Here is a 21,724-nt window from a genome sequence, read left to right as displayed (position 1 = left end):
GCCGCGGGCGGGAAGCTCAGCCGCCGATGCAGCTATCGGCGTTCTCTTGGGTGCACTCGTCGAGGCCCGTGTAGATGATCGGCTCGACGGTCTTCCCGTCGAGGAGATCCCGCATCACGGATGGGGCGCGATAGCCCATCTCGAACGGGCGCTGGCCGACCTGCACGTGGCTGCGCCCGGCCTTGAGCGCCTCCATCTGCGGCGGCAAGGTATCGCCGGCGACGATGACCAGCGACTTCGACTTGAGCTTGTCCATCACCTGATCGGTGACCTGCGCGTAGGCCTGCGGTGCGAACTGGGCCCAGCCGCCGATCAGCATGAAAGCCGTGAGATCAGGATGCGCCGTGAACGTGTCGGCCATCTGCTGGTTGGCGAGATCGGCCTGGTCGTTGGTGAAGACGGGGCAACCGTCGATCTCCGTCCAGCCGCCCTGGCCGGTGAGCTGCGCCACGCCCTTCTCGCCGGCCAGCGTGTCGCGGGTGCCGGCAGCGCGCTGGTTGATGTTGTCGGCCGCCACATTGCCGAGCTGCAGGCACACGGTGCCGCCCTCGGGCTTCAGCGTCTTCAGATGCTCGGCGAACTTGACCCCCATCAGGTAGTTGTCCGTGCCGAGGTAGGTCTTGCGCAGGTCCGCATCCGCGGCGGAGAGGTCGGCGTCGATCGTCATGACTGGGATCGAAGGGGCCTTCTCGCGGAGCAGCTTGGCCATCAACGGCGCATTCGAAGGCGAGATCGCGATCGCGACGACGTCGGGGCGGTTGAGAAGATCCTCGACGATCTGGACTTCGCCCACCTCGTCGGCACTCGACGCAGGGCCTGTGTAGAGGCAGGTGTAGCCCGAGCCCTCGTTCTCGGCGTTCCACTTCTGGCAGCCCTTGTTGATCTGCTCGAAGAAGGGATTGTCCAGGCCCTTCACGACGATCGCCAAGGTCTTGTCCGCCGCGATAGCCGACCCGGTAAAGGCGGCAAATGCTACGATAGAGGCGAGCAGTGTAGATCTATGCGACATGATCTTCCTCCCTGTTGGACGAAAAGGCGGATCCTCTGGATTTATTGTGCAGTTAAATCCGCCTGCTTCAGCCGGGGTACCAAACCTTTCGCGGATCTTCAGGCGTTCGGATGTGGTCCCAAGCGGAATCAATGAGTTTCTTGGCGTCGTAGACAGGGCGCCAGCCGAGTTCGGCCTTGGCGCGCGTGTTGTCCATCCAGTTGCCGAAGAACGGACCCTTCACCACCGTCGCGGGGATCCCGCGGGTTTCGGCGAGGTAACGGGCGACCAGGGCGTAGTCGACCGGTTCGTCCATGGCCACGTTGTAGAGCTTCTGCCGCGCCGCCTTGGACGTCAGCGCCGCGAGGATCGCCGATACGAGATCATCGACGTGGACGAAGTTGCGGCGGACGGGCGTGCCGTCGGTCTCGACGAGGAGCGGCACGGCCCCCTTGCGCCGGCTCTCTGCCAGCACCTCGGGCGTGACCATGGTTTTCCAGTCGGGTCCGCCAAACAGGTCGTCGCCGAAGGACAACGTGTAGCGGAAGTCGTCTTTCTCCATGATCCAGGGCGCGCGAAGGCAGCACCAGTCCAGGCCGTACTGGATCCCGCACTGGGCGACCAGCACCTCCTCGAGGACCTTCGACAGCGCGTAGCAGCCTGGGTAGGCCGTATGCGGCGTCGCCTCCGTGATGGGAACGGCGTGGCGATAGTAGAAGTGCCCGACCGCGGCATCGCCGCCGATCAGAATGAAGCGCTCGGCGGTCGGGATCTGCCGGAACTCCTCCAGCAGCCAGAAGAGCCCCTTCACCGCAACGTCCATCACCTCGCTCGGGCTTTCCTTGCAGGTTGCCATGTGAACGACGTGGGTGACGCCCGCCACCGCTGCACGGCAGGTCTCCCGGTCCGAGATCGACCCGCGGATCACCTCCAGCGTTGCGCTCTCGGGGAGCACGCGGTTGTGGCAGAGCGCGCGGACCGGCACGTCGGGCCAAAGACGCCCGAGAGCTGCGATCAAAGCCCCTCCGACCTTTCCCGTTGCTCCAGTGACCAGGATCCGCATTGCCATCCTCCTCCCCGGAAAGGAACCGCATGCGACTTTTCCTGTCAACCAATATATCAGATAAAACGTAATATACATATAATAGGGGGATTGACCGAAGGCCACTGCCCCGCTCTTATCCAGGCAGGGCAAAGGGAGGACAGCGATGACGGTGTTGCGCCTCGATGGCGTGTCCAAGCATTTCGGGGCGATCCACGCCCTCGACGACGTCTCGCTGTCGCTGTCGGCCGGCGAGGTCGTCGGGTTGATGGGCGACAACGGCGCAGGCAAGTCGACGCTGGTGAAGATCGTCGCCGGCAACTTCCGGCCAACCCAAGGGCGGCTCTACCTCAAGGATCGGGAAACGGTGTTTCACGGGCCGCTCGACGCCCGCCAGAACGGTATCGAGATCGTCTACCAGGACCTCGCGCTCTGCGATAATCTAACGGCCGCGGTGAACGTGTTCCTGGGGCGCGAACTCACACGCCGCTTCGGGCCGTTCCGGATTGTGGACTACGCCGCGATGAACCGGCGGGCGGCGGAGCTCTTCAAGGCGCTCCGCTCGGAAACCCGGCCCAAGGATCTCGTCAAGTCCATGTCGGGCGGCCAGCGACAGGCCGTGGCGATTGCACGGACACGGCTCTCCAACGCCGACATCGTACTGATGGACGAGCCGACTGCCGCCATATCGGTTCGGCAGGTGGCCGAAGTGCTGGCCCTGATCCGGGAATTGAAGTCGCACGGGGTGGCGGTCGTCCTGATCAGCCATCGCATGCCGGACGTGTTCTCGGTCGCGGACCGGGTGGTCGTCCTGCGCCGGGGCCGCGTCGTTGCCAACAAAGCGACGCAAGCGACCTCTCCGGAGGAAGTCACGGGTCTGATCACGGGGGCCATCGACCATGCTTGAGAAGACGGATGCCACCGAAGACGGCCGCCTCGAAGCGGTGATCGGCCGACAGTCCCATACGTTCGTCGGTCGGATCGTCGGTCATCAGGCCTTCTGGGTGTTCCTGGCGATGGTCGCCGCGGGCCTGTCGCTCACGCTCCTGACCGAAACGTTCGCGACACCGCAGAACCTCTTCAACGTGACCCGCAATTTCGCTTTCGTCGGCATCGTCGCGCTCGGCATGACGGTGGTCATCATCTCCGGCGGTATCGATCTGTCCGTCGGCTCCGTGCTCTGTCTGAGTGCCATGGTGCTCGCCATCACGATGAATGCCGGCTGGGGGCTTGTGCCGAGTGCGGCGCTTGCACTGGCGGTGTCCGCGTTGGTCGGGCTCATCAACGGCGCGCTGATCGCCTACGTGCGCATTCCCTCCTTCGTGGTGACGCTCGGCATGCTGTCGGTCGCGCGCAGCCTTGCGATGGTGATCTCGGGAAACAGGGTCGTCTTCCAGTTCGGGCCGGACGAGAAGCTCCTTTTTCAGCTCGGCGGCGGTTCCACGTTCTCGATCGCCAACCCGGTCATCGCGCTGTTCCTGTTCGGCGTGGCGACGGCCCTCCTCCTTCGGTGGACGCGATGGGGAACCCACGTGTTTGCCATCGGTGCGAACGAGCGCGCGGCGGGGCTGACCGGCATCGCGGTCGCACGGGTGAAAGTCTCTGTCTACGTGTTCTCCTCTCTGATGGCCGGGATCGCCGGGGTGCTCGAAGCCGGATGGTTGGGTGGCGTGACCACCAACCTCGGTCAGTCGATGGAACTGAGTGTGATCGCCGCGACCGTGATCGGAGGAGCGAACCTGCTTGGCGGAGCCGGGACGGTGTTCGGTTCGGTGGTCGGCGCCGCCCTCATCGAGGTGATCCGCAACAGCCTGATCCTGCTCGGCATCGGAACCTTCTGGCAGGGCGCGTTTGTCGGCAGCTTTATCGTTTTAGCAGTTGCGTTTGACAGGATCCGCGCCTATCGCGACACGGAGAGTTGACAATCGGAGCGGATGACGATGGTGAAGCGGCGGGACGGCGAAACTACGGAGTTGGTGCAGACCAAAGTGGCTCCGATTCCGCTGTCTCCCAGAAGCCGCCGGACGCCTCTCGGGGCGGCAGGTCCGATCGCCGTTGCCGGGCAATCCGTGCACGCGGCGGTCGTTCAGGAGATCGGCCTCCGGATCGTCCGCGGCGACTATCCGCCCGGCACGATCCTGCCGAACGAGGCGGAATGGTCGGACAGTTTCGGCGTCAGCCGCTCGGTCGTCCGGGAAGCGGTGAAGACGCTGACCGCGAAGAACCTGATCGCCTCCCGCCAGAAAATTGGAAGCTGGGTCGAGCCTCGCGAATACTGGAACCTCCTCGACCGGGACGTGCTCACCTGGTACGCCGCCGCGCCGGGCAACCGGACCTTTCTGAAGACGGTGCAGGAGTTTCGAGCGATCATAGAGCCTGAGGCCGCGGCCTTGGCTGCGGAACGGCGGACCGAAGCGGAGATGGAAACGATCAGTGCGGCGTGCCGCGAAATGGGTACGGCCTCGACGCTGTCCAATCGCGCGGCCGCTGATACCCGCTTTCATCTGGCGATTCTCAAGGCGGCCGGCAACGACCTTCTCCTCCCGCTGGGAGCGATGATCGATTCGGCGCTGCTCCAGCTCTTCACGTTCATCACGCGTGAGGCGAACGACATCCGGCACGCCCAGAGCCTCCACGAGGATATCGAGAAGGCGATCCGCCTGCAGCGGCCTGAGGTCGCGCGGCGAGCCGTGAAGCGGCTCCTGGCCAACACGGATGAGTTCATCAACCGACCCTCGGCGGATTGAAGGGAAGAGCCACCCCTCTTCCTCCGTCCGTGGCAGGGCCTCGCTGGTGGCCGTCCGGCTCCGCCGGAGGTTTCCAACCGGTCACGCTGCACCGCTCCCGCGTAACGGAAACGGCCACCGCTGAAGCGGTGGCCGTAGCATGGTCGGAGCACTGATGGTCCATGCCATCGCGATGAGCGCTTGGCGCCCGAACCCAATTGCTCATGGATGATCATGAGCCAGTTTTCTTCCCTCGATCGGTGCTCAGAACGGACTGTCGGGGAAGTAATACTCCGCCGCGTTGTCCTTGGTGACGAGCGGGGCTGCCAGGATGTAGCTCCCGCGCACCGGCACCTGATCGTAGAGCCCGGCGGCCGTGAGATCCATGGCCGTCGCGATCATGGACGGCGGATAGAGCACGTTGACCGGGATCATCGGATCGCCGTCCATCACGCGCTTGATCATGTCCTTCATGCCGGCGCCGCCCACGACGAACTTGATGTCGCTGCGGCCAGACTGCTGGATGGCCTCCAGAACGCCGACGGCCATGTCGTCGTCCTGGCACCAGACCGCGTCGATCTTCGGGTGCTTGGTCAGGAAGTCCTGCATCACCTTGAAGGCGTCGTCGCGGGACCAGTTGCCGTACTGGCTGTCGAGCACCTTGATGCCGGACCCTTCGATCGCCGCGTTGAAGGCGGTGACCCGCTGTTCGTCGATCACGATCGGCAGCCCGCGGATCACGACGATGTCGCCCTGGCCGAGCTCCTTCTTCATGTACTCGCCGGCCACGCGGCCGAGCTCAGGATTGTTGCCGGCGACGTAGAGATCCTGGATCGTGGGATCGGAGAGGGCGCGGTCGACGACCGTGACGAAGACCCCGCTTTCCTTCACGCGGCGCACGGGATCGGTGAGTTCGTCTGAGTTGTGGGGCAGGGTGACGAGCGCGTCGATCCCCTGGGCGGACAGGTCCTCCAGCGCATTCGCCTGCGAGGCGCCGTCCGGCGAGGTCTTGAGGATGATCTTCAGGCCGGGATAGCGCGCCTCGAGGGCCGCCTTCTCGCGTTCGGCATGGTAGACCACGCCGCCCGTCCAGCCATGGTCCGCAGCCGGAATCGACACGGCCATCGTGACCGACTTCTCCTGGGCGAAGGCCGAGCCGCCGACCACGGTCGCTGCAACGGCAAATCCCAACATCAAGGTACGCATCAGTCCATTCCTCCACATGCGGAGCCGGTTCTTCGTCGGCCATCGGGTGGCTCCACCCCTCTGGCTCCGTCGACAGGCGCGTTCAGGTCCGGCGCGACATCGAGCGCTGGACCAGCATGGCGACGATGATGATGGCGCCCTGAACCGCGCCGATGAGGTATTCGGAGACCAGGTCGGACAGCACCATGATGTTGCCCACCACCTCCAAGATCAGAGCCCCGCAGACAGTTCCCCAGACCCGGCCGGTGCCGCCCCGAAGCGCCGTGCCGCCGATCACCACGGCGGTGATGGCCTGGAGCTCCCATAGCAGGCCGGTTGTCGGCGTCGCAGCGCCTAGCCGCGGCACGTAGACCAGCACCGCGACAGCCACGCAGAGACCCTGCACGACATAGGTCAGCGTGCGGACCCGGCCGACGGGGATGCCGGAATAGCGGGCGACCTCCTCGTTCGATCCCACGGCGAGCACGTGTCGCCCGAAGCGGGTTTTGTAGAGAACGAAGGCGGCGATCGCCGCGACGGCGAGGAACACGAGCACGGGAATGGGGATGCCGAAGACATTGCCGAAGTAGACCGGGCGATAGAGGGCACGCAGCTCCTGGTCCTTCATGGCGATCGACCCGCCCTCGGCAAGCCAGATCACCAGGGCGCGGAAGATGCCCATGGTCCCGAGCGTGACGATGAAGGGTTCTATTCGACCGGCAGTCGTCACCACCCCGTTCGCCAGTCCGCAGAGCGCCCCGATCCCAAGAGCGATGAGCATGGCGAGCGCGATGGTACCGATGGTCGGGTCGCCGCCCATGCCGTTCATGATCAGGATCATCGAGCCGGCGATGAAGGCCGCCATCGAACCGACCGAGAGGTCAAGGCCGCCGGAGGCGATCACGAAGGTGGCGCCCACCGCGATGATCGCGATGAAGGCGCAGCGGGTCAGCACGTTCAGGAGATTGGCGGCCGACACGAAGTTCGGGTTCAGCAGCGCGCCGAACACCAGGAGTACCGCGAGCGCTATGAATGGCGCGGCCGCTTTCAGGTCTATACGGAAGCCGCCGCCCGGCCGCGGCACCGTGGTCTCGGAAGCATGGGTCATGTGTTCGGTCCTTCAGGCAGCTTGGGCGGCAACGCCGGTGGCGAGCACCACGATCTCGGCTTCGGTCATGCGGGCTCCATCGACTTCTCCCGCGATGTGTCCGCCGCGCATGACGACCACGCGGTGGGAGACGCCGATCAGTTCCGGCATCTCCGAGGAGATGACGATGACGGCCTTGCCATCCGCTGCCAGCTTGGCGATGAAGCGGTAGATCTCGGCCTTGGTGCCGATGTCGATGCCGCGGGTCGGCTCGTCGATGACGACGATGTCCGGCTCGATCAGCATGGATTTGGCGAGCAGCAGCTTCTGCTGGTTTCCGCCGGAGAGCTGCCCTGCATTGATGTCGCGACGGCGCGTGCGGATGTCGAACGCGGTGATCGCCCGATCGAGGGCGGCCCACTCGCGGGCCTTGTCGATGAGCGGCCCGCGGCGGAAGCGGTCGAGCGCGGACAGCGTCAGGTTGGTACGCAGGTCCTGGCCGACGAGCAGGCCTTTGCCCTTCCGGTCCTCGGACAGGTAGACGATCCCCGCCTGCATGCTGTCGTGAACCGTCCGGAAACGGACCGCCTTGCCATTGACCCGCACCTCGCCTGTCGATGGCCGGAGCCCGAGCACACCTTCCAGAAGTTCCGTGCGCCCCGCTCCGATCAGGCCGCCGAACCCCAGGATCTCGCCCTTCCTGAGCACGAACGAGGCGTTCTCCACAAACCCGGGGACACTGACGTCCCGCGCCTCCAGAACGATGTCCGCGGCGGCTGGCGGCGGCCTGCGCTCCGGATAAAGGTTCGACATGTCGCGGCCCACCATCAGGCGAGCCATGTCGAACGGTTCGAGCTCTGACGCGTCGTGATGCGCGACGAGACGGCCGTCGCGCAGCACCGTCACGACATCGGCGATCGCCTTCACTTCGGCCAGGCGGTGCGAAATGTAGAGCACCGCTATCCCGCGCTCCCTGAGGCGTGCGATCACCCGGAAGAGTGCGTCGGCTTCGACCGGCGTCAGGGAGGCGGTCGGTTCGTCGAAGATGACCACGCGATGGTCGACCGCTAGCGCCCGGGCGATCTGGACGAGCTGACGCTGGGCGATCGAGAGCCGCTCGACAGCGGTCGTCGGGTCGATGTCTGCGCCGAGGTCCAGGACGGCGGCAGCCGCTTCGCGGTTCATCCGCCGGTCGTCGAGGATGAGCCCGCGGCGCTTTTCGCGCCCCAGGAAGATGTTCTCGGCCACCGTCAGATGGGGTGCGAGCAGGATCTCCTGGTGGACGAGAACGATGCCTCGATGCTCCGCATCCACCGGGCCGCGGAAAGTGCAGGGCACGCCATCGATGGCCACCGTGCCCTTGGTCGGTTCCAGATGGCCGGACAGGAGCCGCATGAGCGTCGACTTGCCGGCACCGTTTTCACCAATGACCGCATGGACCTCGCCGGCCCTGAGCACGATGTCGATTCCGCTCAGGACCTCCACAGGGCCGAAGGATCGGAACAGACCCCGGCCCTCGAGAACAATATCGCCGGAGCCCATTCTTCCTCCTGCACCCAGCACCGTCAGGAACAGCCTTTGGGGTCGCTTCGGCGGAAAGGCCGGGGCGCAGCCTGAAGGCTGATCCCCGGCCAGCCGGCCGATCCCGACCCGATCAGGCGTGGCGGATTTCCGTACCGAGCACCTTGAGGCATTCGCGCATGAAGGCTGCGAGCGCCGTCCAGCCCTTGGCGGACACCATGGTGCCGTCGACGAAAGCTTCCGTCGGCGACAGGTCCACGTAGGTGCCGCCAGCCAGAGTGACCTCCGGTTCGCAGGCCGCGAGCGCCGCGACCTTCTTGCCGCGCACCGCGCCCTCCACGGCGATCAGGATCTGGACCCCGTGGCAGATCGTGAAGATCGGCTTCTTCCGGTCCACGAAGTGGCGGACCATCGCCTGGATCCGCTTGTCCGTCCGGATGTACTCGGGGCCGCGTCCTCCGGCGCAGTACACTGCGTCATAGGCGTCGACATCGACTTCCGAGAAGGTCTTGTTGATGACGAAGTCGTGCCCTGGCTTTTCCGTGTAGGTCTGGTGACCCTCGAAGTCGTGCAGGGACGTCTTGATGATGTCGCCCGCCTTCTTGTCGGGGCAGATGACATGCACGGTATGGCCGACGGCTTCCATGCCCTGCTGGAAGACGAAGATCTCGTATTCCTCGGTGAACTCGCCGGTGAGCATCAGGATTTTCTTGCCTGGCATTGGCTTGCGCCTTCTTTTCGATGGAAAACGTGGTGCTGGACGCGCCTGGCGCCCAGCGCCGGGGGTTGGGATCAGAACGGCGAGTCCGGGAAGTAGTATTCGCCGGCGTTCTCCTTGGTGATGAGCGGAGCGTCCAGTTTCACCGTGCCGCGGATCGGCGCCTGGCCCGTGAACTGCGCCGCGGTCATGTAGATCGCGGTCTTGATCATGGACGGCGGATACGGCGTTTCGATCGGGGTGACCGGGTCGCCGGCCATGACCTTCTCGATGATTTCCTTCATCCCGTTGCCGCCAAGCGCGTACTTGATGTCGGTCCGACCGGACTGCTTCATCGCTTCGAGAACGCCCAGCAGCATGTCGTCATCGTTGGCCCAAACCGCATCGATCTGCGGGTACTTGGAAAGGAAGTCCTGCATAACCTTGAAGGCGTCGTCGCTGTTCCAGTTCGCGTACTGGATGTCGAGGATCTTCAGATCGCTGCCCTTGATCCCGTCCTCGAAGCCCTTGATGCGCTCGTCGTCGATGACCGTCGGGATGCCTCGCAGAACGACGAGGTTTCCCTTGCCGCCCAGCTTTTCGACCAGGAACTTTGCCGTGGTATGGCCCACGGCGATGTTGTCGCCGGCCAGGTAGAGATCCTGGATGGTCGGGTCGGTGAGGCCCCGGTCCACGACGGTGATGAAGGTCCCGCTCTCCTTGATCTGCTTGACCGGAGACGTCAGTTCCTCGGAGCTGTGCGGCAGGATGACCAGGGCGTCCATGCCCCTGCCAGCCGAGATATCCTCGATGGCGCTGACCTGGGCGCTTGCTGACGGCGAGGTCTTCACGATGACCTCGACGCCTGGAAATGCGTTGTTGATCTCCTCGGCCGCCGCGTTGGCGTGGTAGACGACGCCGGCGGTCCAGCCGTGGTCGGCAGCGGGTATGGACACCGCGATGACCTTCTTCTCCTGGGCATGGGCTACGCCGCCGAGTAGAAGCGTGGCTGCGAGTGCAGCCGTCAGATTGGCCGTTGTTTTCATAGTCTCCTCCCAAAAATCCGATCTTCGTCCGCATGTCCCGCGGCACGGGTCTGCGGGTTGGTCCAAGACATCCGCCTCCCTGCGGCCGTCTCGAAAAGTGGAGGTGCATCCGTCGACAGGGCGCAGGTATCCCCTCGGAGACCGGTTGGACCGGATCGTCCGTCTCACCTCGTTCTTCGGATGTCCTCGATGCCAGGCGGCCCGGTCCGAGAAGCACGCCGCAGCGGCCGCCCGGAAAGCCGCCAGGCGCTAGTCGAAGGCTGGCAGGAGCCGGTCTCTCGACCGCTCGATATGCCGCCTCATCGCCATTTCCGCCGCCTCACCATCTCCAGCGGAAAGGGCGTTCAGGATCGCATCATGTTCGTCCAGGGCTTCCTCGGTGACCCGCGCGTGAAACATGAGGCGGAAGATGTGGAAATGCGTGTGCTGGTGGGCCAGCGTTTCGCGGATCAACTCGTTGCCCGCGATCGCCAGGATATCGTCGTGGAAGATCGCGTCCTGGCGAGCAAAGGATGAGTACCGGGCACGCTCGTCACCGGTCGTACGCTGCATCATCACGCCGGCCGCGTCCCGGAGAGCGGCCAGGCCGTCAGCGTCGATCCGGCCAGCGGCGCGGCGGGTCGCGTCCGGCTCGAGCAACAGCCTTAGTTCGTAGAGTTCGTCGAAACGACGGCGCGTGATCTGTGGGGCCGCGCTGTAGCCGACGAGGTGGGTCTTCACGACGAGGCCCTCGCCCTCAAGTCGTCCTAGCGCTTCTCGAATAGGTGTGTGCGAGACGTTCAACTCCCGTACAAGATTATCCACTGTGATACGAGCTCCTGGAGCGATCCGCAAAGCCATGAGTTGCGCAAAAATCGCTTCGTAGACTTCTTCAGCAAGGCCGCTGGATCGGTGGATCGGACCGGTTGATCCATCCATTCCTATCTTGTTGCCTGGTTTCTGCGTGACCGCGTTCCGCATATCTTTTGCCCCTTGACACAGGGCAGTCGTATCATGATGCTCGCATACATTCAATCCTATATCGTATAGGATTTTGGAGGCGGGCCGTTGAGAGTCTGTGAGCGGGACGCGCAAGACCTTGCCGTAGGGCTTCTTCGCGGGTACGGCGTCCCCGAAAAATCGGCGCAGATCCAGGCCGGCATCCTCGTGGAAGCCGAGCTGAGAGGCCACCCGTCACACGGTCTTCAGCGTCTGCCCAGGCTGCTCCGGCGCATCGAACGCGGCCTGGCGGACCCGGTGTCGCAAGGCGAGTTCCGGTGGCGATCGGAGGGAGTGCTCGAAGGCGACGGGCTGCGCGGACTAGGTCCTGTCGTGGCTTTCGCAGCGCTCGACCGCCTGCTGGAGCGGGTCGGCCGGACCGGCGTCGCACTCGCCGCCGTGAGCAACGCCCAGCATCTCGGCATGCTCGCCCAGTACGTCGAGGCGATCGCTTCGACCGGACGCATCGGGATCGCGATGTCGTCCAGCGAAGCGCTCGTCCACCCTCACGGCGGCACGAGCCGGGTGCTTGGGACGAACCCGATCGCGATCGGCGTGCCTTCGGCCGACGGCGCTCCATTCGTCGTCGATCTGGCCACCAGCGAAGTGTCGATGGGGAAGATCCATCATCACGCCGCGATCGGCCGGCCGCTGCAGCCCGGTTGGGCCACCGACGCCGACGGGCGGCCTACGACCGATGCCGTCCGTGCCAGGGACGGGGCCATCGCACCCTTCGGGCAGGCCAAGGGCTACGCGCTCGGCTTGGCGATCGAACTCATCGTGGCCGCCGTCGCCGGAACGCCGTTCGCGCCCTCGATACGCGGAACGCTCGACGCGGAGGCGGTCTGCAACAAGGGCGACATCTTCCTCGTCCTCGACACCTGCGGTTCGACTGATCTCCTCCGGCGCATTGCCGACTACCTGGATTTCGTCCGTGCGGCGCCTTCCGCCGACCCCGAAACGCCGGTGAGCATACCGGGCGATGGGGCACGCAGGCGCCGGACGCAGGCCGCGAATGCCGGCTTCGAGGTGGATCCCGGGCTTTGGGCCCGGCTCAACGACCTATCCCTACACAAGAACCTCAGCCGACGGGAAACGCCATCATGAGCCTCTTCGCAGCCCTCCGCCTTCCGCGGGAGATCCTGTTCGGTAAGGGACAACGCGCCGCCCTCGGGGCCGTCGCCGCCCGGGTCGGATCGAGGGCCCTGATCTGCACCGACGAGCGTTTTGCGGGAACGGCGGCGTTCGAGGAACTCGTCGCGATCCTGCGGTCGAGCGCGGTGGACGTCCATGTCTTCGCCCGGGTCGAGCCCGACGTCCCGCGTGACAGCGCCGCCGTCTGCGCCGAGGAGGCGCGGGCCTTCCGCCCGGAGATGGTGATCGGGATCGGCGGCGGCAGCTGCCTCGACATGGCCAAGTGCGCCTCACTCCTCCTCAGCCACGGCGGCCGGATCCAGGACTACTACGGCGAGTTCAAGGTTCCCGGACCGACGCTGCCGGTGATTGCCGTGCCGACCACCGCCGGCACCGGTTCGGAAGCCACGCCCGTCGCGGTCATCTCCGACCCGGACCGGACCTTGAAGGTCGGCATCTCCAGCCCGCACCTGATCCCCGCCGCGGCGATCTGCGACCCGGACCTCACGCTCTCCTGCCCGCCGGGCCTCACCGCCATCGCCGGAGCCGACGCGCTGACCCACGCCATCGAGGCCTTCACGGCCGCCCGGCGCGATGCGACCGCCGATCTCCCGCAGCGGCACGTGTTCATCGGCAAGAGCGCCCTCACCGACCATTTTGCCCTCCTGGCGATCCGGCTTCTCGGCCGAAGCCTGGAGAGGGCCTGCCGGGACGGCTCGGACGAAGCGGCGCGCGCCGACGTCATGATGGGAGCGCTCGCCGCCGGCTGCGCCTTCGGCACGGCGGGAACCGCGGCCGCCCATGCGATCCAGTACCCGGCCGGCGCACTCACCCACACGCCGCACGGCCTCGGCGTCGCGACCCTGATGCCCTACGTCATGGCCTACAACCGGTCCGCGGCGATGGCCGAACTGGCCGAGGTGGCCGACGCGCTTGGTCTGGACACCGCAGGGCTGTCCGAAGATGCCAGGGCGGATGCCGCGATCGGGGAGGTGGCGCGCCTGTTCGCTGCGATCGGAATCACGCCGAGCCTCGATAAGCTCGGACTGCCGGAAGACAGGATCGCCTGGACCGCGGAGCAGGCGGCCGGGATCGAGCGCCTGGTCAAGAACAATCCCCGACCCATCGACCGTGACGCCATGCTTCGCCTGGTCGGCGCGGCCTGGCGTGGCGACCTCGCCGCCGCCGCCGTTTGAGCCCTCGTCCATCCATCCGTCAGGATCCACCGCGATGACAGCATCTCTTCAGTCCGAGTCAGGCGCCACAGACGCCGACATGCCCACGCCGGCTTCCCGTCACGCCCGCGGGCTGTACATCGCCGGTCGCTGGTGCGACGGCGAAGCCGGCGGCAGGATCGCCGTGACAGACCCGTCTACCGGAACGGTGCTGGCGCATGTACCCGACGCGACCGTCGCCGATGCGGCGGCCGCGGTGGAAGCTGCCGCGGCCGCCGCTCCGACCTGGGCCGCGACGCCCCCCCGGCGCCGGTCGGAGATCCTGCGCCGCTGTTTCGAGCTGATGGTGGAGCGAGCGGACGCGCTGGCTGCGCTGATCTCCCTGGAGAACGGCAAGGCGCTCCGCGACGCGCGCGGCGAGGTCGCCTACGCCGCGGAATTCTTCCGCTGGAACGCGGAGGAAGCCGTCCGCATCCCGGGCGACTTCGCGCTCGCCCCTGCCGGCGCCAACCGCATCATCGTCGATTACCAGCCGATCGGCATCGCGGTGCTGATCACGCCCTGGAACTTCCCGGCCGCGATGGCGACCCGAAAGATCGCGCCCGCGCTGGCCGCCGGCTGCACCGTGGTTCTCAAGCCGGCCAGCGAAACGCCGCTGACGGCCTATGCGCTTGCCGACCTTTATGCCGAAGCCGGCGTTCCGCCCGGCGTCGTCAACGTGATCACCACCTCCACCCCGGGCCCTGTCACGGCAGCCATGCTCGCCGATCCGCGCGTGCGCAAGCTGTCCTTCACCGGCTCCACCGGGGTCGGTCGTCTTCTGCTGGCAGAGGCGGCGAAGAACGTGATCAGTTGCTCGATGGAACTCGGGGGCAACGCACCGGTCATCGTGTTCGACGACGCGGACCTCGACGTGGCGGTCGATGGCACGATGCTGGCGAAGATGCGCAACGCCGGCGAGGCCTGCACGGCGGCCAACCGGATCTTCGTCCAGGCCGGCGTACATGATGCCTTCGTCCGGCGCTTGACCGAACGCATGACGGCTCTGAAGGTCGGCCCCGGAATCGACCCCCTCACCGAATGCGGCCCCATGATCACGGCAGCTGCCGTTTCCAAGATCCATCGTCTCGTCGAGGATGCCAGGCAGCGGGGCGGCAGGATCCACTGCGGCGGGACGCCCACTGCGGGTAGCGGACACTTCTACCCGCCGACCGTCATCACCGATGTCCCGACGACCGCCGCCATGGCCCGCGAGGAGATCTTCGGTCCGGTCGCGCCGATCTACCGGTTCGAAAGTGAGGACGAGGTCGTCGCTGAGGCGAACAATACTGAATACGGGCTGGCGGCCTATATCTTCACCCGGGATATCGGGCGTGGGCTTCGTGTCTCCGGCCGCATCGAGGCTGGGATGATCGGGCTCAACCGTGGTCTCGTCTCCGATCCCGCGGCCCCGTTCGGCGGGGTCAAGCAAAGCGGTCTCGGGCGTGAGGGCGGCCACCATGGCATTCTGGAATTCCTGGAGCCAAAATACATCGCCGCCGCCTTCTGACCGGCGGACCGACGGAAGGGGAAGGCGTGGAGAAGGATCTGTTCCGGACGCGGGATCACGTCGCCGATTTCGATGGCTACCTGACCGCCTATGCCTCGCGGAGCGCCGAGGCCCGCCAGGCCGGGCCGGCGGTGCTCGATGTTGCCTACGGCGGGTCGCCGGACGAAACGCTGGATCTCTTCATGCCTGATGGCGCGGCAAGGCCTCGGCCCGTGCACCTGTTCGTGCACGGCGGCTATTGGCGCATGTTCTCCAAGAGCGACTTCTCCTTCGTCTCCCGCACCGTCACCGCTGCGGGAGCCATCGCGGCGGTGATGGACTATTCCCTGATGCCGGCCGTCCGAATGGCTGTCATCGTCGATCAGGTCCGTCGCGCAGCCCGCTGGCTTCAGGATCATGCGCGATCCTATGGCGGCGATCCGGATCGGATCACCGTCGGCGGACATTCCGCGGGGGCGCACTTGTGCACTTTCCTGCTCGACTCCGATCGGGGGAAGAGCCTTCGCGGCGCGTTCCTCCTCAGCGGGGTCTACGATCTGGCACCGCTCCAGTCGTCCTTCCTGGCGCCGCTGATCGGCATCACCGACGAGGAAGTCCGGTCCTTTTCCCCGCTGGCCCGCCACCATGCCGCTGGCGGCCCGGTGAGAATCATCCACGGCGATCAGGAGACCGAACCCTTTCACAGCCAGGCGGCGGCGTTCCGGTCACGGCTCGTCGCGCAGCATGTCGACGCGACACGAACGATTCTTGCGAACGCCAACCACATGAGCTGCGTGCTGCAGCTCGACGATCCCGCCAGCGAGGCGGGCCGGAGCTTGACCGAGCTTCTCCGGCCCGCTTGAGAGCGTCCAAGAACCGGATTGCACGCCGACGGAGGAGCGAGCCGGCGAGAGAGCGGATGGCCGACGCCGGTTAGAGGCAGGGCGTCTCCTCCTTCAGCATCCCGTGCGTCCGGACGCCGACGAGGCCGCGCCGGCAGCGGGATCGTCAGCAGAGCCCTACGCACAGAGACGGGAGTTGCCCCGAGGCTGCAACGAGACATGAAGCCGGACCAGCCGGAAGGCTTCGGTTCAGCAGCGCAGCGGAAGGGGAGTTGGTGGAGCCAAGGTCCACCGTACTGCCGTCTCAGGCCGTCTCTGTGGGTGTCGGAGAACCGCCAAATGCCGAGGACTAATACCAGTTTGCTTCTCCACGTGTCCCACAGAATGTCCTACAATCCCAGTTCAGGAGTGGGGCCGATAGTGGGGCCGAATAATGCCGAGGACATCGAAGCGGTTGACCGCGCGTGAGGTAGCGACGCGCACAGAGCCCGGCAAGTACGCCGACGGCGACGGCCTGCACCTAGTGATCAACCGCGACGCGGATGCCGTCCGGAAGCGTTGGCTCCTCTACTTCACCTGGAACGGAAAACGGCGGGAGATGGGGCTTGGGTCGGCTCGCGATGTCTCGCTGGCGGAGGCGCGTGCCCGTGCTGAGAGCGCAAGGCGGTTGGTCAGAGATGGAGTCGACCCGATTGCGAACAGAGCCGCGATTGCACCCGTCGTACTCACATTCGGCCAGTTCGCCGATCAGCTTGTCGATGAGATCGAAGTGGGTTTCCGCAACGAGAAGCATCGCTACCAGTGGCGCCAGACCCTAACGACGTATGCGGCGCCGATCCGAGCCAAAGCGATCGACGCAATCACGACAGACGACGTTCTCGCTTGCCTCAAGCCCATCTGGTCTACGAAGCAGGAAACGGCTTCTCGCCTTCGTGGCCGAATAGAGCGAGTTCTCGATGCCGCCAAGGCCCGTGGCTTGCGGCAAGGAGAGAACCCGGCGCGATGGCGGGGGCACCTGCAAAATCTCCTGCCGAAACGCATCAAACTCCAGCGCGGACATCACCCTGCTCTGCCGTTTGGTGAGGTGCCGGCGTTTGTTGCCAAACTCCGCAACCGGAACGCCATTTCTGCACTGGCGCTTGAGTTTACGATCCTGACTGCTGCTCGAGCCGGCGAGGTTTTCGGGGCGACCTGGCGTGAGATCGATTGGGATAACGAGCTCTGGACCGTTCCGAAGGAGCGCATGAAAGCTGGACGACTGCACCGCGTTCCTCTCAGCAGCCGCTGCATCGAGATCCTCAACTCAGTGGCGGCACTCCGGCACTCAGCCGATCCTGGTGCTTACGTGTTTCCGGGCGCAAAACGAGGTCGTCCCTTGTCGAACATGGCCTTCAAAGCTCTGTTCACGCGCATGGAGATCAACGGGATTACAGTCCACGGCTTTCGATCGAGCTTTCGCGACTGGGCGGGTGAGTGCACCGACTTCCCCAGAGAGATTGCCGAAGCCGCCCTCGCGCATGTTGTTGGAGACGCGACGGAGCGTGCCTACCGGCGCGGTGACGCTCTGGAAAAGCGGCGCGAGCTGATGGATATGTGGAGAGCCTACTTGACCTCGTCAGATCCGAATTAGGAGACGCCCCATGAGCGTTGAAGATCTGCACATAATATCTTTGCTCTTCGGAAAAGGTTTTGATCTGAAGGGGCTTGATAAGCTTTGGTCAATGCGCCTGGAAAAGATTGAGAATAAGATCTACGCGAATTTACGCAATAGGAGATCCCAATCCGTAGACTGGATGCTGAGATATAATATTAATTCATCCATGCAGTCCCTTATAGATCGACCGACTAATAGAAGGATTATTAAGTTTTTTGATGATTTCTGTGCGTCCGACATAACAAAGTTCGCATCTGATCTGAGGCTCCGTGATGGCTCAGACAAGGGCGGCCGCGGAGAAGCAAAATGGCACTACAGTATTCTGCTCCACATCATGATAGATCTAATGAGAAAGGACGGTTTGTGTGACTCGGCTATAACTCGTTATATTTTCAGCGATCTGACCGACGATCGACGACTGGAGCTATTCGGATACCTTATATCGCCGGCTGCTTTCAGGAACTGGATATCAAAAATGAGGAAGGTTGAAGCACAAGAAGGGTACGACCGTTTCCATAAGCAACAACAACTGAGAGGCATTCCGCCGGCGCCAAAGCCAGAGCCTTGAGTTTCTGTGAAAGACACTCGACATGGGGTGTGATTGATAGGGGGCCACCTAGCGACATCAAGGTGGCTCATGACCCAGGAAGACTATTTCACCCGTTCGCGGACGCTGCCGGCTACCACCAGCTTGTCTCTGCCCTACTCGCTGTCAGTGAACGAGGCAGTCCGCTACTCGGGGCTTTCGAGGTCGACGCTCTATCGGATGCAGGCCAAGGGCTCACTGCAGATGGTCCGCGTTGCCGGCCGGACTCTGATCCTGCGTGAAGAGCTCGAGCGTTTCATCGCAGCTGAAGCCGCGGCAGCGTCGAGCGGAAAGGGCCATCGGTGATGGTCGCCGCGACGAGCTTCCGCAGCGGCGGTAGATGGTCTCGCGGAGATCGGCTCACCGGCGAACAAGTGTTCTCATCCGACGATATTCTCTTTCAGAACACCGGCGAGGAAGACTCGCCGGCCGAGTGGAGCCGTAAACAAGCACGCCGCAAACGTATCCTTGACGCTTCTCATACCTGGGCAGAGCTGCTGGAGAAAGCCGGCCTTGAGGTAAGGACCGAGTCAAAGCTGACTGAGTACGGCATCCTCACAGGTCACCACCGACGCGTAGAGGCCTACCGCGCAGTCAATATGCTCCCCGTGATTGCGCAGCGCGAACGGGCGCCGCTGGGCCTCGCTGCACAGTACTTTTGCGACAAGCTCCTGCCACGTGGCTCCGCGGTTGCGCAGCTCGTCGTGACTGCCGGTCCGCCCACGCCAGTTTCCGGTTTGAGAGAGGCTAGTGGTGATCTCCATCGCCTGCTCTCCCGCTTGGCTCCCGAGATGAAGAAGCGCTTCGGCGTATGCGTCCTTCTACGCTCAACTCATTGCCCGTCATCAAAAGACCGCCCCGCCGGTACAACTGTCGAACACCTGGTGCACCTGCACGCCCATGTGCTTCTTCAGGTTTGCCAGGCCGATGCGGAAGACGAGGTCTGGTGCCTCGGTGTGCAAGAATGGTGTCGCCGATTTCTGAAAGCTGCGGTGGCGGGCCCGAGGCTGGAAGCCGATCCAGCGGCTGCCGTCCGATACGTGCTCAAGCCGGACTGGATGGGCCCTCCGCCGTCCTGCCCTAAAACGGCTCTGGCCCTGTTCGAAGCAACAGGACGGCTGAAGTTTGCCCAGCCGATGGGAGATCTCGCCAAATTCCTCCGAGAATTGAGACAAGCCGGTGAGGCGATCGTCGGGCTTCGGCGAGATGGAAAAGTCGAACTCGTACGTCAGCTTAGGAGCCGGCGGTCTCCTGCAAATGGTAACTGCAGCAATGCGGCCGGCAGGCGCCCGCCGCGCACCAATGTTGTTGTTGCCGTCACCAACCCTCGAGCCAGCTTCTCGAGGCGATATGAGCCGGTCGCCATTGTCCGGAACTTCGACGAAACCACAATAGACCCAAGCCGCATCATTGATCCGTGGACGCTCTCAATCTTGCGCGACGTGTTTGAGCGGAAAGCAGACGCCAGACGCAGTCGCCGTGGCTCCCCTAACGGCGCGTCTGTTGCAGATCCTCGTTTCAAACGACCACGGTTTGATCCGAAGCACCTGGTCCATCCTGGTAGGTCAACTGTCCGAGGGAACGACGATCGCCAGTCTCAAGCAGGCGATGGCGGACTTGGGCGACGTTGTCGTGCCGCTTCGGTCGTCGCCTCCGACACGCTCAATACCTCGATCGCTGCGCGGCGGTCTTACCCAGCGCCCCCCAGATCGAAGCAGAAGCGCATCCAGCAGATTGCCCCGTCATCGCCGGTCTCCGCATCGGGAGAAGGGACCGAAGTTTAACACGCGTCGGGTGGACCGGCGCTGACGTCGAACAAACATCTAGATCGGAGCTGAAATCATGGCTACCAATGCGACGCCCTTGCTCCCGGAACAGGATCAGTTGAGGAATCCGAAGAGTGTTCCGGCAGAGCTGATACGTGCCGCCGTTCTCATCCTCGACGTTGAGAAGGCTCAGCCAGATGTATCGCGCAGCATCCAGTCCGTTCTAGAAAGCGCGGCGTCGTTTAGGGCGCGGTACGATGCAGTTGCGAGGCTGTTTGCACCAACGCAGCAGCCTTTAGCGGTAGCGTTCGCGACGGTGGCGGCTTTCGGCAAAACCGGTTCGAAACTCCTTCGTAAGCTGCGCCGCCTAATCAGCACTAGCGAGAAACTCGGCCTTTCGGTCCCTATGCTGTTGGACGAAATCATCCGCAGCCAGGATGAGGCATTCGGCAGCAGTCCTGCGATTAGCGATCGTTCAAATCAGCAAGCGGGTGAGGCGCTCGATCTTGACCGACAGGTCGCACAGGGCCGCACCTATAGGGAAGCCGTCGCGTTTTCTCCAAAGGACGATTCCTCGTCGAACGCACTGTCATCCGTCAGCGACGTCCTGGATGTTCCCGTTGCGCGGACCGCTCCTGCTGGAGCCATGCGAGATCAAGGTAAATCCGCGAGCCGTGGACAAGTCCTTAGCTCGTCACCCACGCTTGGACCGGATCACGGGACGGAACCGGGGAGAGATCAGCCTGACCTGACAGCGAACCGCGATGCCGATCTCCGTGGATTGGTCACCGGTTCGAAGCGCCGCGGAAGCTCGAAAGCAACCGCTCAGGCCGCTACTCACCGTGGCGTAGAACATGAGTCGCCTGAACTACAGGCACGTCGTACGTCGCTCGCTAAAGATGGAACGAGGCAGTCGGCAACTGGCTCGCCTGGCGAACTACGCGAGCCAAGTCTTTTCGATAGTCAGTAATGGCTAGTCCCGAGATCCTCGTGGTGGGGGGTGCCGATGACGAAAATGAACTCAACCTCCGATGTTCTCACAACGGAACTGATCGGCGATCGACTTCCTGAGCCAGTCACCCCTCGCGGCGAGACCTCCACGCCGGGCGGAGCGCCAACCGGAGTGCTCAACGGGCGATACACCGATGGCCGCTACACAAAGGAGGCGAAAGCGCGGCGCACCTGGGTTCGGCGGCAGCTACTCAAGCACTCACAACACTTGGCGGGCGCCGGATCAGCTGTGGAGCCGCAACTTGCCGCGGCGGTGGAAACGCAGCGCGCCAACTACCGTGTTGCAACTGCGCCAGTTGGAACAGATGAAGAGGCCTGGCGGACGACCTTGCGCAGTTCGCTGGGCGGCGGCTCGGACGCCTTTGTAAACACGATGCTCAATCAGCTGATCGACGCGGCCGCCATAAACCGGGACCACGTGGCAACCTCGGAAAGCTTATCTGCTGCTCTGGAACTAATCCGGGGACTTGCTCCGAGCAATACAGCCGAAGCCGCACTGGCCGTGCACGTGGCTCAGCTTCACATGGTTGCCGCCGCCCTGAACGGGCGGATCCTCCTTTACGGCTCGACGCGCGCAACGCGGGATCAGGCAAATGCCGCGGCGCGATTGGAGCGCGCCTTCTTAGCTGCCTTCCAGACCTATCACCGTATCCGTTACGGTACACGGCATGTCGTTCAGATCGAGCGCATCACAAAGATGCAGCAGAGCTGAATCGGGACATCAGGCCCAACGCATCCCCAGCTAAGCCCTGCCCTCG

General features: G+C 64.2%; 21 protein-coding genes. 13 read left to right on the top strand and 8 right to left on the bottom strand.

What is annotated here, in order from left to right:
* Positions 1-16: 16 nt before the first annotated feature.
* Together HZ321_RS05365 and HZ321_RS05360 are read right to left on the bottom strand one after the other, a co-directional pair.
* Complete coding sequence (locus HZ321_RS05365) at positions 17-1,009, bottom strand: substrate-binding domain-containing protein (protein ID WP_181700921.1); 993 nt, start codon at positions 1,007-1,009, stop codon at positions 17-19.
* 67 nt (positions 1,010-1,076) lie between these two features.
* A complete protein-coding gene (locus HZ321_RS05360) occupies positions 1,077-2,051 on the bottom strand; it encodes an NAD-dependent epimerase/dehydratase family protein (protein ID WP_181700919.1) in 975 nt (324 codons plus the stop codon).
* 145 nt (positions 2,052-2,196) lie between these two features.
* On the opposite strand from HZ321_RS05360, the gene HZ321_RS05355 reads away from it, so the two are divergent.
* Genes HZ321_RS05355 through HZ321_RS05345 form a run of 3 tightly spaced genes read left to right on the top strand, consistent with a single transcriptional unit; the run spans position 2,197 to position 4,777 of the window.
* Positions 2,197-2,937 (top strand): ATP-binding cassette domain-containing protein, encoded by a 741-nt coding sequence (locus HZ321_RS05355; RefSeq protein ID WP_181700917.1) that lies wholly within the window; start codon positions 2,197-2,199, stop codon positions 2,935-2,937.
* Positions 2,930-3,952, top strand: coding sequence for an ABC transporter permease (locus tag HZ321_RS05350; RefSeq protein WP_181700915.1), 1,023 nt, complete (start codon positions 2,930-2,932; stop codon positions 3,950-3,952). The genes HZ321_RS05355 and HZ321_RS05350 overlap by 8 nt, the downstream gene beginning before the upstream one ends.
* 18 nt (positions 3,953-3,970) lie before the next feature.
* Positions 3,971-4,777: a FadR/GntR family transcriptional regulator gene (locus HZ321_RS05345; RefSeq protein ID WP_181700913.1), complete on the top strand. Its 807-nt coding sequence runs from the start codon at positions 3,971-3,973 to the stop codon at positions 4,775-4,777.
* Between the two features lie 243 nt (positions 4,778-5,020).
* Here the strand turns inward: HZ321_RS05345 and HZ321_RS05340 are convergent, their stop codons facing one another.
* From HZ321_RS05340 to HZ321_RS05315, 6 genes are all read right to left on the bottom strand, one after another.
* Positions 5,021-5,962 carry an ABC transporter substrate-binding protein gene (locus tag HZ321_RS05340; protein WP_181700911.1) on the bottom strand — a complete coding sequence of 314 codons (942 nt, stop codon included), beginning with the start codon at positions 5,960-5,962 and terminating at the stop codon, positions 5,021-5,023.
* A gap of 82 nt (positions 5,963-6,044) precedes the next feature.
* On the bottom strand, positions 6,045-7,049 hold the full coding sequence (locus tag HZ321_RS05335) for an ABC transporter permease (RefSeq protein ID WP_181700909.1): 1,005 nt from the start codon (positions 7,047-7,049) through the stop codon (positions 6,045-6,047).
* 12 nt (positions 7,050-7,061) lie between these two features.
* Positions 7,062-8,570 carry a sugar ABC transporter ATP-binding protein gene (locus HZ321_RS05330; protein WP_181700907.1) on the bottom strand — a complete coding sequence of 503 codons (1,509 nt, stop codon included), beginning with the start codon at positions 8,568-8,570 and terminating at the stop codon, positions 7,062-7,064.
* A 112-nt stretch (positions 8,571-8,682) separates the two neighbouring features.
* The gene (locus tag HZ321_RS05325) at positions 8,683-9,270 is read right to left on the bottom strand and encodes a DJ-1/PfpI family protein (protein ID WP_181700905.1); all 588 of its coding nucleotides are present in this window, start codon (positions 9,268-9,270) and stop codon (positions 8,683-8,685) included.
* A gap of 71 nt (positions 9,271-9,341) precedes the next feature.
* Positions 9,342-10,292: a substrate-binding domain-containing protein gene (locus tag HZ321_RS05320; protein WP_181700903.1), complete on the bottom strand. Its 951-nt coding sequence runs from the start codon at positions 10,290-10,292 to the stop codon at positions 9,342-9,344.
* A 249-nt stretch (positions 10,293-10,541) separates the two neighbouring features.
* Complete coding sequence (locus HZ321_RS05315) at positions 10,542-11,210, bottom strand: GntR family transcriptional regulator (protein WP_181700901.1); 669 nt, start codon at positions 11,208-11,210, stop codon at positions 10,542-10,544.
* Between the two features lie 129 nt (positions 11,211-11,339).
* Between HZ321_RS05315 and HZ321_RS05310 the strand changes: the two genes are divergently transcribed.
* The 10 genes from HZ321_RS05310 to HZ321_RS05265 all read left to right on the top strand — a co-directional run bounded on the left by HZ321_RS05310 (position 11,340) and on the right by HZ321_RS05265 (position 21,678).
* Positions 11,340-12,377: an Ldh family oxidoreductase gene (locus HZ321_RS05310; RefSeq protein ID WP_181700899.1), complete on the top strand. Its 1,038-nt coding sequence runs from the start codon at positions 11,340-11,342 to the stop codon at positions 12,375-12,377.
* Positions 12,374-13,600 carry an iron-containing alcohol dehydrogenase gene (locus HZ321_RS05305; RefSeq protein WP_181700898.1) on the top strand — a complete coding sequence of 409 codons (1,227 nt, stop codon included), beginning with the start codon at positions 12,374-12,376 and terminating at the stop codon, positions 13,598-13,600. The genes HZ321_RS05310 and HZ321_RS05305 overlap by 4 nt, the downstream gene beginning before the upstream one ends.
* Positions 13,601-13,679: 79 nt before the next feature.
* Positions 13,680-15,128 (top strand): NAD-dependent succinate-semialdehyde dehydrogenase, encoded by a 1,449-nt coding sequence (locus tag HZ321_RS05300; protein WP_181701746.1) that lies wholly within the window; start codon positions 13,680-13,682, stop codon positions 15,126-15,128.
* Between the two features lie 26 nt (positions 15,129-15,154).
* Positions 15,155-15,970 (top strand): alpha/beta hydrolase fold domain-containing protein, encoded by an 816-nt coding sequence (locus HZ321_RS05295; RefSeq protein WP_181700896.1) that lies wholly within the window; start codon positions 15,155-15,157, stop codon positions 15,968-15,970.
* Positions 15,971-16,382: 412 nt separating this feature from the next.
* Complete coding sequence (locus tag HZ321_RS05290) at positions 16,383-17,579, top strand: tyrosine-type recombinase/integrase (protein ID WP_181700894.1); 1,197 nt, start codon at positions 16,383-16,385, stop codon at positions 17,577-17,579.
* Positions 17,580-17,589: 10 nt separating this feature from the next.
* Entirely contained in the window at positions 17,590-18,171 is a 582-nt protein-coding gene (locus HZ321_RS05285; RefSeq protein WP_181700892.1) for a hypothetical protein, read from the top strand.
* A gap of 69 nt (positions 18,172-18,240) precedes the next feature.
* Positions 18,241-18,495, top strand: coding sequence for a helix-turn-helix domain-containing protein (locus HZ321_RS05280; protein WP_181700890.1), 255 nt, complete (start codon positions 18,241-18,243; stop codon positions 18,493-18,495).
* Positions 18,495-19,973: a hypothetical protein gene (locus HZ321_RS05275; RefSeq protein WP_181700888.1), complete on the top strand. Its 1,479-nt coding sequence runs from the start codon at positions 18,495-18,497 to the stop codon at positions 19,971-19,973. The genes HZ321_RS05280 and HZ321_RS05275 overlap by 1 nt, the downstream gene beginning before the upstream one ends.
* Before the next feature lie 58 nt (positions 19,974-20,031).
* Positions 20,032-20,925: a hypothetical protein gene (locus HZ321_RS05270; protein ID WP_181700886.1), complete on the top strand. Its 894-nt coding sequence runs from the start codon at positions 20,032-20,034 to the stop codon at positions 20,923-20,925.
* A gap of 36 nt (positions 20,926-20,961) precedes the next feature.
* The gene (locus HZ321_RS05265) at positions 20,962-21,678 is read left to right on the top strand and encodes a hypothetical protein (RefSeq protein WP_181700884.1); all 717 of its coding nucleotides are present in this window, start codon (positions 20,962-20,964) and stop codon (positions 21,676-21,678) included.
* The last annotated feature ends 46 nt before the right edge of the window (positions 21,679-21,724 follow it).

This window comes from Chthonobacter albigriseus, from assembly GCF_013839445.1.
GTDB lineage: Bacteria > Pseudomonadota > Alphaproteobacteria > Rhizobiales > Pleomorphomonadaceae > Chthonobacter > Chthonobacter albigriseus.
This window is presented reverse-complemented; position numbering and strand designations above follow the sequence as displayed.